The 12,881-nt window shown below is 40.5% G+C and carries 15 protein-coding genes; 2 read left to right on the forward strand and 13 right to left on the reverse strand.

Going from position 1 to position 12,881, the window contains the following annotated elements; all coding sequences use genetic code 11:
- Positions 1–113: 113 nt before the first annotated feature.
- Together HU823_RS21450 and metG are read right to left on the reverse strand one after the other, a co-directional pair.
- The gene (locus HU823_RS21450; protein ID WP_144704796.1) at positions 114–881 is read right to left on the reverse strand and encodes a TatD family hydrolase; all 768 of its coding nucleotides are present in this window, start codon (positions 879–881) and stop codon (positions 114–116) included.
- A gap of 184 nt (positions 882–1,065) precedes the next feature.
- A complete protein-coding gene (metG, locus tag HU823_RS21455) occupies positions 1,066–3,027 on the reverse strand; it encodes a methionine--tRNA ligase (protein WP_197223301.1) in 1,962 nt (653 codons plus the stop codon).
- 715 nt (positions 3,028–3,742) lie between these two features.
- On the opposite strand from metG, the gene HU823_RS21460 reads away from it, so the two are divergent.
- The gene (locus tag HU823_RS21460) at positions 3,743–4,027 is read left to right on the forward strand and encodes an AbrB/MazE/SpoVT family DNA-binding domain-containing protein (RefSeq protein ID WP_066238107.1); all 285 of its coding nucleotides are present in this window, start codon (positions 3,743–3,745) and stop codon (positions 4,025–4,027) included.
- A gap of 308 nt (positions 4,028–4,335) precedes the next feature.
- Here HU823_RS21460 and rsmI read toward each other — a convergent pair whose 3' ends face one another.
- From rsmI to HU823_RS21515, 11 genes are all read right to left on the reverse strand, one after another.
- Positions 4,336–5,220, reverse strand: a complete 885-nt coding sequence (gene rsmI / locus HU823_RS21465) for a 16S rRNA (cytidine(1402)-2'-O)-methyltransferase (protein WP_197223302.1) — start codon at positions 5,218–5,220, stop codon at positions 4,336–4,338.
- Entirely contained in the window at positions 5,192–5,482 is a 291-nt protein-coding gene (locus HU823_RS21470) for a GIY-YIG nuclease family protein (protein WP_191755374.1), read from the reverse strand. Before HU823_RS21470 ends, rsmI begins: the two co-directional genes overlap by 29 nt.
- Positions 5,472–6,221, reverse strand: coding sequence for a tRNA1(Val) (adenine(37)-N6)-methyltransferase (locus HU823_RS21475; RefSeq protein WP_197223303.1), 750 nt, complete (start codon positions 6,219–6,221; stop codon positions 5,472–5,474). Before HU823_RS21475 ends, HU823_RS21470 begins: the two co-directional genes overlap by 11 nt.
- A gap of 381 nt (positions 6,222–6,602) precedes the next feature.
- The gene (gene yabA, locus HU823_RS21480) at positions 6,603–6,956 is read right to left on the reverse strand and encodes a DNA replication initiation control protein YabA (protein WP_144704788.1); all 354 of its coding nucleotides are present in this window, start codon (positions 6,954–6,956) and stop codon (positions 6,603–6,605) included.
- Between the two features lie 15 nt (positions 6,957–6,971).
- On the reverse strand, positions 6,972–7,802 hold the full coding sequence (locus HU823_RS21485; protein WP_144704786.1) for a PSP1 domain-containing protein: 831 nt from the start codon (positions 7,800–7,802) through the stop codon (positions 6,972–6,974).
- Positions 7,803–7,806: 4 nt separating this feature from the next.
- Positions 7,807–8,796: a DNA polymerase III subunit delta' gene (holB, locus tag HU823_RS21490; RefSeq protein ID WP_197223304.1), complete on the reverse strand. Its 990-nt coding sequence runs from the start codon at positions 8,794–8,796 to the stop codon at positions 7,807–7,809.
- 14 nt (positions 8,797–8,810) lie between these two features.
- On the reverse strand, positions 8,811–9,251 hold the full coding sequence (locus HU823_RS21495; RefSeq protein WP_144704784.1) for a YaaR family protein: 441 nt from the start codon (positions 9,249–9,251) through the stop codon (positions 8,811–8,813).
- Between the two features lie 19 nt (positions 9,252–9,270).
- Positions 9,271–9,600 (reverse strand): cyclic-di-AMP receptor, encoded by a 330-nt coding sequence (locus tag HU823_RS21500; protein WP_144704782.1) that lies wholly within the window; start codon positions 9,598–9,600, stop codon positions 9,271–9,273.
- 15 nt (positions 9,601–9,615) lie between these two features.
- Complete coding sequence (tmk, locus tag HU823_RS21505) at positions 9,616–10,260, reverse strand: dTMP kinase (protein WP_197223305.1); 645 nt, start codon at positions 10,258–10,260, stop codon at positions 9,616–9,618.
- A gap of 12 nt (positions 10,261–10,272) precedes the next feature.
- On the reverse strand, positions 10,273–11,697 hold the full coding sequence (locus HU823_RS21510) for an aminotransferase class I/II-fold pyridoxal phosphate-dependent enzyme (protein WP_197223306.1): 1,425 nt from the start codon (positions 11,695–11,697) through the stop codon (positions 10,273–10,275).
- 121 nt (positions 11,698–11,818) lie between these two features.
- Positions 11,819–12,013 carry a sigma factor G inhibitor Gin gene (locus HU823_RS21515; RefSeq protein ID WP_066390463.1) on the reverse strand — a complete coding sequence of 65 codons (195 nt, stop codon included), beginning with the start codon at positions 12,011–12,013 and terminating at the stop codon, positions 11,819–11,821.
- 425 nt (positions 12,014–12,438) lie between these two features.
- Here HU823_RS21515 and HU823_RS21520 point away from each other — a divergent pair, with 425 nt between their 5' ends.
- A complete protein-coding gene (locus HU823_RS21520; RefSeq protein ID WP_197223307.1) occupies positions 12,439–12,588 on the forward strand; it encodes a hypothetical protein in 150 nt (49 codons plus the stop codon).
- The last annotated feature ends 293 nt before the right edge of the window (positions 12,589–12,881 follow it).

Consider the following 12,881-nt stretch of genomic DNA (forward strand, 5'->3'; position numbering starts at 1 on the left):
AAAAGAAGAAAAAAAGAAAGGAAAACCGTTTGACAAATTTCCTTTCTCTTTTGTCAATTCTTGAAAGATTAACGCGATATTTCTTATGCTTTGATAGTTTCCGACAACATCCCCTATCGGTTCATGTTAAAAATTCGGAACGCGTTGTCGGATGTTTTCTCTATGATGTCTTCAAGTGGAAGATCTTTTAATTCAGAAAGTGTTTCTGCAACATACTTTACATAAGATGGTTCATTTCTTTTTCCTCTTAACGGATGAGGACTTAAATAAGGACAATCTGTTTCAATCAAGAGCCGGTCCATCGGAATTTCAGCAGCGACTTCCTTAACCTTCTTTGCATTCTTGAACGTTACTGGTCCACCAAAGCTTATGTAAAAATTCATATCCATGCATTGACGTGCAACTTCTAAGCTACCGCTATAGCAGTGCATGATTCCGCCAACTTCATGGGCTTCTTCCTCTTTCAATATGTCTACAACATCTTGCGTTGCTTCACGGTTATGAATAACGATCGGAAGCTTTACCTTTTTAGCAAGTCGAATCTGGCGTCGGAAAACTTCTTTCTGAACTTCGGCAGGCGACTTGTCCCAATGATAATCGAGTCCCATCTCACCAAGGGCAACAACTTTTGGGTGTGCTGCTAGTTCCTCAATCCAATCCAGATCTTCATCCGTCATGTCGATCGCATCCACTGGATGCCAACCTACACAAGCATAGATAAAGTCGTATTGCTCTGCCAGCTGCATCGCACCTTTAATCGTTTCACGATCAAAACCGACAACAACAATATGTGTTACACCTTCATCTAATGCCCGCTGAATCACTTCTTCGCGATCTTCTTCAAACTGTGTTGCATTTAAATGTGCATGTGTGTCAAACATAGTGTACATCCTTTCAACTTTACAAATCTTATCACATTTTCCATTCATTCGGGTAACAGTAGCATTACAAGTTAGTTACAACGTAGGTTAAAAGACCTATCTTTGACAGTAAAATTACAGGAAATCACTGCCAAATGAACTAAAAATGACAAAAAAGCGGGGAAATGCTCCCCGCTTTTTGTGTTTATTTTACTTTTGAGCCGTTTGGAAGTGACGGGTCAACGGTAGCTAAAGTTAACTGGCCATCGGAAGATCCAGCTAGAATCATTCCTTGTGAAAGTTCGCCGCGTAATTTAACTGGTTTCAAGTTTGTTACGCAGATCACTTTTTGACCGACAAGGTCTTCTGGCTTGTAATACTGCGCAATACCAGACACGACTTGGCGTTTTTCATAGCCTAAGTCTAACTGAAGTTTTAAGAGTTTATCTGCTTTCTTTACTGGTTCTGCTTCAAGAACTGTGGCTACGCGAAGATCCACCTTCATGAAATCATCAATTGTGATTTCTGGTTTCTCATCACTAGCCGGTACTTCTTCTTTCTTTGGTTCTTCTGCTACAGGTGCCGAAGAGCCGCCCATAGAATTTTTAATAAATTCTACTTCTACCTCTGTCTCTAAACGAGGGAAGATCGGGTCACCCTTTTCAACCTTCGTTTTCGCAGGGATCGCACCGAACTCTTTTAATGAATTCCATTCTGTAAGACTCTTGTCAGCAAGACCTAACTGACTCCAGATCTTCGCTGGAGTTTCTGTCATGAACGGCTGGATCAATACAGACACAATGCGGATCGACTCTGCTAGATGATACATAACACTTCCGAGCTCACCTTTTTTAGCTTCATCTTTCGCCAATACCCACGGCTGAGTCTCATCAATATATTTGTTCGTACGGCTGACTAACTGCCAGATTGTTGAAAGCGCGATGGAGAACTCTAGTTTTTCCATAGCTTCTTCTGTTTTTCTTACTGTTTCTAGTGCAAACTCTTGAAGTGTCCCGTCAAACTCAGTTACTTTTCCTTCATATGAAGGGATCTCTCCATCGAAGTATTTGCCGATCATCGCAATCGTACGGTTCAGCAAGTTACCAAGATCATTTGCAAGATCAGCATTAACTCTATCTACGAAGCTTTCTGGAGTAAACACACCATCTGAACCAAACGGAACTTCACGTAGCAAATAGTAGCGCAGCGGATCTAATCCGTAACGATCGATCAGAACGGTCGGGTCCACTACGTTTCCTTTGGACTTAGACATCTTGCCGTCTTTCATCAAGAGCCATCCATGTGCAATAACTTGTTTCGGTAAAGGCAGGTCTAGCGCCATCAACATGATCGGCCAATAGATCGTGTGGAAACGAACGATCTCTTTACTCATCAAGTGAACATCAGCTGGCCAATACTTTTTGAATTTATCTTCGTTCTCACTTCCATATCCAAGTGCCGTAATATAATTAGACAACGCATCTATCCACACATAGATCACATGCTTCGGATTTCCTGGAACTTTTACTCCCCAATCAAAAGATGTACGTGATACAGCAAGATCTTCTAGACCAGGCTTGATAAAGTTGTTGATCATCTCACGCTTACGTGACTCTGGAAAAATAAATGAAGGGTTTTCTTCATAATAAGCTAATAAACGATCTGCATATTTACTCATGCGGAAGAAGTAACTTTCTTCTTTTACTTTCTTCACTTCACGTCCGCAATCTGGACATTTTCCATCTTCAAGCTGACGCTCTGTAAAGAACGATTCACAATCCGTACAATACCAGCCTTCATATTCACTTAAATAGATATCATCTTGATCAAGAAGCTGTTGAAATATCTTTTCGACAGATTTCTTATGTCTGTCTTCTGTTGTACGGATGTAATCATCATAAGAGATGTCCATCTTTTTCCACAGCGCCTTAATATCATCAACGATACCGTCTACGTATTTTAGAGGATGAAGGCCTTGTTCGTTTGCTTTCTTTTGAATCTTCTCACCATGTTCATCTGTTCCTGTTAGATACATAACGTCAAAACCTTTAAGACGCTTGTATCGGGCCATCGCATCTCCAGCTGTCGTTGTGTATGCATGACCGATGTGAAGTTTGCCACTTGGATAGTAAATAGGTGTTGTAATATAGAATGTTGGTTTCGCCATTCTAGCCGCCTCCTCAAAATAATAACCTTATAGTAAAAGAAAACTTGGCTGACGCCAATCTTTCGCGTCAGCCTTAGTTGCGCTTGTACTATTTAAACTTGTGCAACGTCTAAAAACATCGTGTGCTAACAAGTTACACTTTCTAATAGTGGAAAAAAAGCCCCTCCATTTAGGGGCTATTTGTGTTTCTGTTAGGAAAAATCTAACTGCAACGGGAAATGTATCTTTTTACAATATTATAAGAAACTGTTTGCATTAGGACATAAAAGTAAAAAAGTAAGCGAAAGATTTCTATGTAAATACTTTCATTATTCTCTTTTCTTCCTTCAAAATATACCTAATGCATGGAAAGCGTGTCAAGGCATACTAGCTGATGGACGAAAAGGAAAATTGGATAGTATTTTTTCGTTGTTAGTTTTGTCGAAATTTGACGTATTATTTTAGCAATATTTCCAGTTAAAATTTTTCATCTTTTACACATTCTTGAATTTTTTATGACAATATATGAATATATCTTCCAATTCAGGGTTTTGGAAGTATTATAATATGGGTATAGTCTAGTAAATTCAATGGTAAAAGACTATAAAATGTTTAAGTCAAAACTATTGACGACAATTGGAAATCTTGGTAAGATGTTCTCGTAGGATTTTGTCGAATTCTGACGATTTAAATAGATAGGGAAATCTTTTATATATTTGAGAGGAGAGATTTTATTATGAAATCTACAGGAATTGTACGTAAGGTGGACGAACTAGGACGTGTCGTTATTCCAATCGAATTACGCCGTACTTTAGGAATTGCAGAGAAAGATGCTTTAGAAATTTATGTTGATGATGACCGTATCATCCTTAAGAAATACAAGCCAAACATGACTTGTGCAGTAACTGGTGAAGTTTCTGATGATAACTACACAGTTGCAGGCGGAAAGATCATCCTTAGCCGTGAAGGTGCTAAAGAGGTAATGGAAGAACTTCAAAAGCAACTTCAAACATCAAAATAAGCCTAATAAACAAGAGCCTTCGCTTTAGAAGGCTCTTTTCCTTTGTTTAAATTATTCTTCGGTGCTTTTGGAAGTGGTTGATTTCCGTTTCAGGTGCTTCGCTTTCCGCGGGGCGTGCGGTGAGCCCCTCGCCGCTACGCGCCATTGAGTGTCTCACCTGGCCCACTCGTCCCCCAGGAGTTTCTCGCACCTTTCACTTCAATCAACTATTCAATGAAGAAAGAATTCTTAAAAAGTTAAGGGCTTTAAGGTGTGATTGATATTGTAAGCTGCGCACATTTAAGATCTTTTGTCAGAGAGCATATAGCCTACAACCCGTGATATTCTTGGTAGACTTCGCGCTTTGGTACGTTTCTGTCTACTGCAGCTAATTTTATGGCTTCTTTTGGTTTTTCGCCTTTTTCGACATAGTGTTCGACATGATCTTTGACAGATAACGATTCCCACCATTGTTCTTGTTCTTCTGCCTCGAATTCTTTATTTCCATTGCCTTCTACTACTAAACAGAACTCCCCGCGGATTTCTGTTTCTCCTTGGCTGAAGAACTCTGATACTTCTTGTAAGGTTCCGCGAGTGATCTCTTCGTATTTTTTGGTGAGTTCACGTACAACAGCGATGTTTCGATTTTCTAGTACGCCGGTCATGGCTTGAAGTGTTTCTTTTAGTCGGTGTGGTGCCTCATAGAAAAGAAGGGTGGATGGAAATCGTTTCAGATTTTCAAGTTCCAGCCTTTTTTCTTTTTTTCCACGTGGCAGAAAACCGTAGAACGTAAACAATTCGGTATTGAGTCCTGATGCAACAAGGGCAGGCAGGGCGGCGTTTGCGCCTGGCAACGGGATAACGGGTATGCGCTCTTCTACGCATTGAACGACTAATTCATATCCCGGATCTGAAACACCCGGCATTCCTGCGTCTGTAACAAGAGCAACCTGTTTTCCTTCTTTTAATTCTTCTAAAAGCTTCTTGCCACTCTGTTGTTTGTTATGATCATGATAACTTGTTAGAGGTGTGTTGATTTCAAAGTGGTTGCATAGTTTTTTTGTTTGTCTTGTATCTTCCGCTGCGATCACATCGGATTCTTTTAGTATTCGGACCGCGCGATATGTCATATCTTCCAAGTTGCCGATCGGTGTTGGAACTAAGTACAGCATGCCGCTGTCTGTATCACTGCTGTAGCTCTTTTGCTGCCACATACGAAACACTTCCCTCTTTTATCATTCTTTCTTTTTGAGCACGGTTTAGCTTTTTTACAGCAAACTCCATACGCATCGCTTCTTGTTTGGTAGGAAAAGCCTGTTGAAAGACAAGCTTTAAAGGTCCTCTTCCCCTCGTATACTTGGCGCCTTTTCCTTCTTCATGCTTTTTAAAGCGCTTTTCTAGATCATTCGTATACCCGGTATAATAACTTCCGTCCTTACATTCGAGGATATATAGAAAGTGCGTATTATTTTCCATCTTCGCCATAGAACATCCTTTTTAACTGTTCCGTGTATTGACCGTCTTCCCCATACACCGTAACAGGAGGCAGAATGTGCAGATCAGGTTTACCGTTCTTCATTCCTTCTATTAAAAGCATGTTCGCTTCACTGCCTGCTTTCGGATAGATCAGCTGCAGTTTTTTTGGCTCAAGTTTATACTCTCTCATATAAGCTAAAATCTCCATAAGCCTGTTCGGCCGATGAACCATTGCAACCTTGCCGCCTTGCTTCACAAGCTGACTGCTGACATGGATAACATCTTCCAACGAACAGTGAATTTCGTGACGCGCGATAGCAAGGTGTTCGTTCTGGTTAAAATCTTCTTCATGTACAGAGGCAAAGTACGGTGGATTACAAGTAAGTGCATCAAACGAGCCATGACCATATGTAGTCGGAGCGTCTTTAATATCTGCTAAGTCCATCTGGATCTGTTCTTCTAGATGGTTTAATACTACACTCCTCGTTGCCATACTGTGCAATCTTTCCTGAATCTCTACTCCTGTAATCTTTGCATTCGACCGCTTGCTTAACAAAAGAGCAACAGCACCATTACCGCTGCACAGATCAATGATCTTACCCTTTTGAATCGGAACCCACGCGAAACGGCTTAATAACACAGCATCTAGTGAAAAAGAAAAAACAGAGGGACTTTGTATGATTTTTAAGTCTTCATGTACTAAAAAATCAATCCGTTCATCTTGCAATAGATCACTCATAGCTCTTCCCTCTCTTTCTTCTATATAATAGGTTGAGTTGTTATTGGTTTTTTACTGATTATTCATTGGATATGCTATTTCACAAGATATAGGACAGTTTCGGAACCCGAAACTGGTCATATTAGTATACTTAGGTGGGTATTCAGCTCGTTCAATTCAGAAGTTTTTGGACACAATCCAGAAGTTTCAGCTTTTTATCCACGAGATTTAGCTCTCAATCCAAAAGTTTTTGCTGTTTATCCACGAGTCTACAATCGTCGACAAATTCCGCAAGCTACTCCCCCTCGTATAACCCTATATGAATGTTCATCTTTCAGGGACTTGCCGCTTTCCGCACAAACACTGCCATATAAAAAGAAGCCTTCCCATTTGGAAAGGCGTTTATTTCTTATTCAAAAATGAAAGACAAAACAAACAATCTCCCTCTGAACGTACACTGCCGTAATGAAGGTTGCAGATGTGGAATCCTTCTTGGTAGAGACGCGCCAGGTTATCATAACCTTCACCGATATCGGTAGGTTCTTTCTTGGCTTTAGAGGCTACAGACTTTTTAACAGAACTCCGCTTTTGATCGGCATTCAGCTTGTTTCGCAGATTTTCATTTTCCATCACGAGATGGTGGTTTTCTTCAATTAGTGCAGCCAAATGAGTCTTGAAATCTTCCAGTTGCTTTGACAGCACCGTGATTTGCTCTTCCATCTGTACTACGCGGGAAAATATTGTTTTCTTTTCCACGAATTCCACCTCTTTTTACTCTGTGGCCTGACTGAATAATTCCTCTCTCTTACCAGCGAGCTCGTCCAAAGTGAACTCTGTCGTTCTTTCCATAGCTGGAATGTTCACTTGGATGACCTTCTCTAGCAAGTTCAAGCCGACAACGCGACCAACACCATGAGGGGTCATAATCTCTTCACCAACATCAGGCATTTCTTCTTTAGCTTCTTCATAATAGTCGTTCTCATACTTCAAACAACACATCAAACGGCCGCAAAGCCCTGAAATTTTCGCAGGATTTAATGAAAGGTTCTGATCTTTTGCCATCTTGATCGAGACGGGCTCAAAATCTCCAAGGAATGTTGAACAGCAAAGCATTCGTCCACACGGACCAATTCCGCCCAGCATCTTCGCCTCGTCCCTAACACCGATCTGCCTGAGTTCGATTCTAGTACGGAAGATAGAAGCCAGATCTTTGACCAACTCCCGGAAATCGATTCTTCCGTCTGCTGTGAAATAAAAGATAATCTTGTTTCGATCAAACGTATATTCGACATCGACAAGCTTCATGTCCAGCTTATGTTCGATGATTTTTTCCTCACAACTTTGAAACGCTTCCTTAGCGGCTGCTTTATTTTCTTCTACAGACAAAATGTCTTTCTGTGTCGCGAGCCGAACGACCTTTTTTAAAGGAAGAACAACATCATTCTCCCCGACTAGTTTCTTATCGATAACTACCTTGCCATATTCTATTCCACGCGCCGTTTCCACAATGACAAACGCGTCTTTTTTCACTTCAAGGTCGCCGGGGTCGAAATAATATACTTTACCCGCTTTTTTAAAGCGGATTCCCACTACCTCATACAAGGTTTTATCCCTCCCGTAATCGTAAAACCAACTGCTCCATCACCATCAAGGGGCTGACGTTGCTCCTGAGTCTAGCTTGAGCAGTCAGTATCGCTTGCAGGGCTTCACCCGTCTTTTTTTGCGAAGTGTGAAGAGCCTGCTGCTCTAATGCTTGAAGCTGATCGAAAAACACAACGTTTTCCGAGTTTGATAAATGTATAGATAAAAGATCTCGATACCAGATCAAAAGTAGGTTTAAAGCTAAACGTAACTGATCTTTTTCTTTAAAAAAACTTAAATACTGATCTTGCAGTACAACAAGACAGTAATCAGGCCGGAGCCTCAAGTCCTCCGTTAATTGTATCACTTTGGCTCTTGCTTGTGCAAACCACTCTTCCCTACAAATTTCGAGTGCTTCCGCATAATCCGAAGTCAAAGAGGACGCTAACATAGCTACAGGTTTTGGTATATCTTCATGTAGTAATTTCTCTAAAATCCCTTGCGGGGGAAGGGGTGAAAAGGTTAATGTCTGTGCCCTTGAACGAATCGTATCGAGCAAACGATGAACCTGTTCTGTTAAAAGAAGAGCAATCGTATCATTTCCCGGCTCTTCTAAAAACTTTAAAAGGCTGTTTGCCGCCTGAACGGTCATCTTATCGGCATGCTCGATGATGTATACCTTTTTCGATGACTCCATCCCACTATAAGCAAACTCTTTTTGAAGTCCTCTTATTTGATCGATCTTAATGTTCTGGCCATCTGGTATGATGATATGTACATCAGGATGGTTGCCAGATGTGATCCTCTTGCAGTTCGGACAGCTTTCACAAGGGTTTCCATCCTCACTGTTTCTGCAAAGAAACGTTTTAGCAAGAACCGTTGCAGTCGCCATCTTTCCTGTTCCATGTGCCCCTTCAAAAATATATGCATGAGCAAGGCGCTGTTTTCGTATACTGTTTTTTAATAATTTCACAACACGGGGCTGTGTTTTGCTGCACTCTTCCCAGCTCACCATATCTTACTCACCTACTACGTATATAAATTAACTAATAAACCTTTAATTTCTCCGATTCTATCAAGCAAAGTAATCGAATCTTTCTCTTGGCTAAGAACAGCTTCGGTCAGCTGAATCAAATGTTCATCTACTTCTTTTACAAGTTTAAGGGTCCGTGATCTCCCTTGTTCGTTCCAGCTTTTGTTCTGCTTAAGTTGCATACCGAAATCAACGGCTTCTTTTACGAAGCGTTGAACCAAGTTCTTATACAGCTGCAGATCTCGTACCGTTTGTGATTGAAGCAGTCTCTTGCCTTGATTCTCTATATCACCTAACAGTCTTGTTAACTGTTCGGAATGTAATTTCTCACTTTGTTTGGATACAGCTTCACCAAATGAAAGAGATGGTTTTTTACCGATCTTTCCATCGTTCTGCTTCGTATCCAGAATGGGTCTTATATCTTGGCCAATTTTCATAATAACCCCTCAAATTTATTTAAAATTGCTGAAAGCTTTCAACGGGCAGAACAAATACTGTCGCGCCCCCTACTTCAACTTCAACCGGGTATGGCACATAAGCATCTGCATTGCCTCCCATCGGTGAAACAGGTGCCACCATCTGATTACGGCTCTTGCAGTTCTCCCGAATAATCTCCATAACATCATTGATTTGAGCATCTTCCACACCAATCATAAACGTTGTGTTCCCTGCTTTCAAAAATCCTCCTGTTGTCGCGAGTTTTGTAGCACGGTAGTTTTTATCAACAAGCGCATCTTGCAATCGGTTGCTGTCTTTATCTTGAACAACGGCTATAATCATTTTCATGGCAAATGCCCCTCTCTACTTTTTCTTATGATTCGATAAAAGTTGATCTAAATCCTTTACGATTTCTTCAAACACAGCATCAGGACTCTGTTCACCATTAATTCGAACGATCCGTTCAGCTTGTCTTGAAAAGATTTGAGCAAATCCTTCTCTCACTCGTTCATGATAAGAAAGATCTTTCTGTTCGATTCGGTCTAAGTTCTCTGTCCCATAGCGAGCTTTCATTCGCTCTTTTCCAACTTGCGGAGAAACATCTACAAAATAGCTGCGATCCGGTACAAGTCCACTCGTAGCAATGTTGTTAACTTGCAGCACACGTTCTTCACCCACACCAAGACCAAACCCTTGGTAGGCAAGCGACGCATCAACAAATCGATCACAGAGTACGACTTTTCCTTCTTCTAATGCAGGAATAATCTTTTCATGTACATGCTGTGCACGCGAAGCCGCGTAGAGTAGAACTTCTGTAAGATCATGCATTTCTTTATGCTCTGGATCTAAGACAAGCGATCGTATCTTATCGCTGATATTGGTACCACCTGGTTCACGCGTTTGGATAAAATCCACCTCGTGCTTTCGTAAATACTCAGCAACCTTCGCAATTTGTGTTGTTTTTCCTGACCCGTCCGGCCCTTCTAGTGTAATAAATAAACCTTCCACGATTACTGCCCCTTACCTATGATCAAAAACATATATCAAATGGTCCTCGGTAATTCCTTGGAACCGAGCACCTTTCTTTTTTAAGGAAGAATACTCATCTATATGTTTCGAAGTAATTTGTTCTCCTTTTGCGACGAGCGGAATTCCTGGAGGATAAGGAATAACGGCTTCTGCTGCTATCTGTCCTTCTGAATCCATCATCGACTGAGGTTTAGCTTGTAAACCTCTCATTTCTCTATACGATAGTGATAAACTGCTCACTTGCATAACGTCCGTTATAGATTGTTCTGTTCGTTCTCTTTTATTATAACGAGGAAGTTGATCGGCTACTTTTTTAAGCACCTTTTGTAAATCCTTCGTATTGTTCAATGGACCGAGCGGCAATACGAACAAAACATTTCGGTCGTCTGCTAACTCTGTAAAAAGCCCTTCTTTTTCAAACAGCTCCTGAAGCTCATACCCGGATAATTCCCTATCAGACTGAACAGTAATCTTTAATGGATCAACCTCATATAGATCTGGAGCTTTCATTACTTTGAGATGAGGAAGTGAATCTATATACTTTCTCATATCTTCACTTTGAGACAAGATAAGATTGATCTCATCATTGCGCAAATTTTCAAGGTATAGTCGGCTAAGATCAAGTGAAGCCATGATCAGATAGGATGGAGAGCTAGACTGTACCAACTGCAGAGCATGCTTTAGACGGTGGATATCTACTCGTTCACTGTTCACATGTAAATAAGCGCCCATCGTTAGAGCCGGTAGAGTCTTATGCGCAGATTGCACAACCATGTCTGCCCCTTTATGTATCGAGCTGGTTGGCATATTCTTTAATCCGAAATGTGCTCCATGGGCTTCATCAACTAAGACAACACCACCAACACTATGAATAAAATCAGCAATTGCTTGAATGTCTTGCTGCATTCCATAATACGTAGGGTTAGTTAGTATAATCCCTTTTACATTGGGATGATCCTCAACCGCTTGTTTGATGGTTTGCAGATCCACACCTAATGGATATCCGCCCTCTTTATCCATTTCGGTATGAAGAAAAACTGGAGTAACACCAGCCAACTCTAATCCATTCAACACGGATTTATGACAATTCCGTTGTACGAGTACAATATCATCATCGTTAAATGATGAAAGGATCATGGCGTGATTTCCACAAGTGCTTCCATTTACTAAAAAAAAGCTTTGTTTAACTTTGTAGTAGTCAGCCAAAAGCTGCTGCGATTCTGAGATCACACCTTCTGGATGATGCAGGTCATCTAGTCCTGAAAGCTCCGTAACATCTAACGGTAATACAGATTGAAAATAGGCTCTAGCCTTCTCTTCAAAAATATGTCCATTTTTATGTCCCGGCACATGAAATGACCATTTATTTGTACGACTATGATTGATTAACGCTTCATATAGCGGTGCTTGTTTCATTACAAAAACCCTTTGTTTTTTAAACGTTTTTTTACTTCTATTACTATCTTTATTCTATCACAGATTCCAATCCTACGAATTTACAGCAACAAAAAAACAGGCTGTTGAATAGCCTGTTTTCTTAGGAAGACGCGTTTACTAACTTTAATTTTCTTAGTTGGGATAAATAATGTTTATAATATTCGTCATTGGTTTTCGCAGTTAGGATTTTATGTTCACATTCTTGACAAATAAACTGATGAAGAATGTGTAACCCTCGATCTTTCTTCTCTTCACATACCATACAAATCTCCCCGTACTGTCGTGTCGCTTTCATTCTTCCACCTCCATAATTGCCATTGTTGCCAGATTAATATATTCATATACGTTAATTCAGATTATTTTGGATACTCTATAAAATGTATGAATCTCTAGGCTTTGTTGTGTCTGTCTTCATTCAATTCATGAAAATAAACCAAGTTCGCGTCTTCATGGTCCATAATCCCCGCTGTAACGGGGTTTAAAACCAATTGATGTGCTGGATAGGCAAATTAGTTGCATTTTTGGATGATTTGAGGGTTTTGGTGGGCTTTTAGGATGTTTTAGTGTGTGCTAGCCGTACTAACTGGTAAGGTAAAGTAACTTTGTTGAATATTAGATAAAAATCTTTATCTACGGAATTATGACGAAGTTTTACGGATATATTCAGGGTTACCATGTATATAAAGAAGGTTACCTCGTAATTGTGTAGGGGTTGTGTTGATGGGGAAAGCTGGATGTGTGGTTGCTGGAGGTGCTAGAGGTGCTTGTGGGTTGGATTTTGAAGCTTTTGGTGAAGAATATCGCGTGTTGGAAGATGGCTCTGGCCATCTTCTTCCTATTTTGAGAGGTGTAGGTGAGTTTCGGGGCTGAAACTGATCTTCAAAACATACGGAGTGGGGTATTTCCCTGGTCTAATTAAGTCGGAATGCACAAAATTAAGTCAAAATGAGAGTAAATTAAGTCGAAACGAGCCTCAATTAAGTCGAAAATCAAAAATAAAGGCCATTCGCTAAATCTCGACAAGTACTCCCTGCCCGATCTAAGCTCCATACCCCGAGCTCTTCATCCCCCAATCACCCCTTATAGAAAGTTTGGCAGCCGCCAAACCACCTTATTTCTTTTTTAAAACACAAAAAAAGAAGATGGATTTTCATCCATCTTCT

Source organism: Fictibacillus sp. 18YEL24 (assembly GCF_015903855.1).
GTDB lineage: Bacteria > Bacillota > Bacilli > Bacillales > Fictibacillaceae > Fictibacillus > Fictibacillus phosphorivorans_C.

Excerpts from the sequence above, each read along its gene's own strand:
- HU823_RS21450 (WP_144704796.1), bottom strand. The coding sequence starts at position 881 with ATGTTTGACACACATGCACATTTAAATGCAACACAGTTTGAAGAAGAT.
- metG (WP_197223301.1), bottom strand. The coding sequence starts at position 3,027 with ATGGCGAAACCAACATTCTATATTACAACACCTATTTACTATCCAAGT.
- HU823_RS21460 (WP_066238107.1), top strand. The coding sequence starts at position 3,743 with ATGAAATCTACAGGAATTGTACGTAAGGTGGACGAACTAGGACGTGTC.
- rsmI (WP_197223302.1), bottom strand. The coding sequence starts at position 5,220 with ATGTGGCAGCAAAAGAGCTACAGCAGTGATACAGACAGCGGCATGCTG.
- HU823_RS21470 (WP_191755374.1), bottom strand. The coding sequence starts at position 5,482 with ATGGAAAATAATACGCACTTTCTATATATCCTCGAATGTAAGGACGGA.
- HU823_RS21475 (WP_197223303.1), bottom strand. The coding sequence starts at position 6,221 with ATGAGTGATCTATTGCAAGATGAACGGATTGATTTTTTAGTACATGAA.
- holB (WP_197223304.1), bottom strand. The coding sequence starts at position 8,796 with ATGGTGAGCTGGGAAGAGTGCAGCAAAACACAGCCCCGTGTTGTGAAA.
- HU823_RS21495 (WP_144704784.1), bottom strand. The coding sequence starts at position 9,251 with ATGAAAATTGGCCAAGATATAAGACCCATTCTGGATACGAAGCAGAAC.
- HU823_RS21500 (WP_144704782.1), bottom strand. The coding sequence starts at position 9,600 with ATGAAAATGATTATAGCCGTTGTTCAAGATAAAGACAGCAACCGATTG.
- HU823_RS21510 (WP_197223306.1), bottom strand. The coding sequence starts at position 11,697 with ATGAAACAAGCACCGCTATATGAAGCGTTAATCAATCATAGTCGTACA.
- HU823_RS21515 (WP_066390463.1), bottom strand. The coding sequence starts at position 12,013 with ATGAAAGCGACACGACAGTACGGGGAGATTTGTATGGTATGTGAAGAG.
- HU823_RS21520 (WP_197223307.1), top strand. The coding sequence starts at position 12,439 with ATGGGGAAAGCTGGATGTGTGGTTGCTGGAGGTGCTAGAGGTGCTTGT.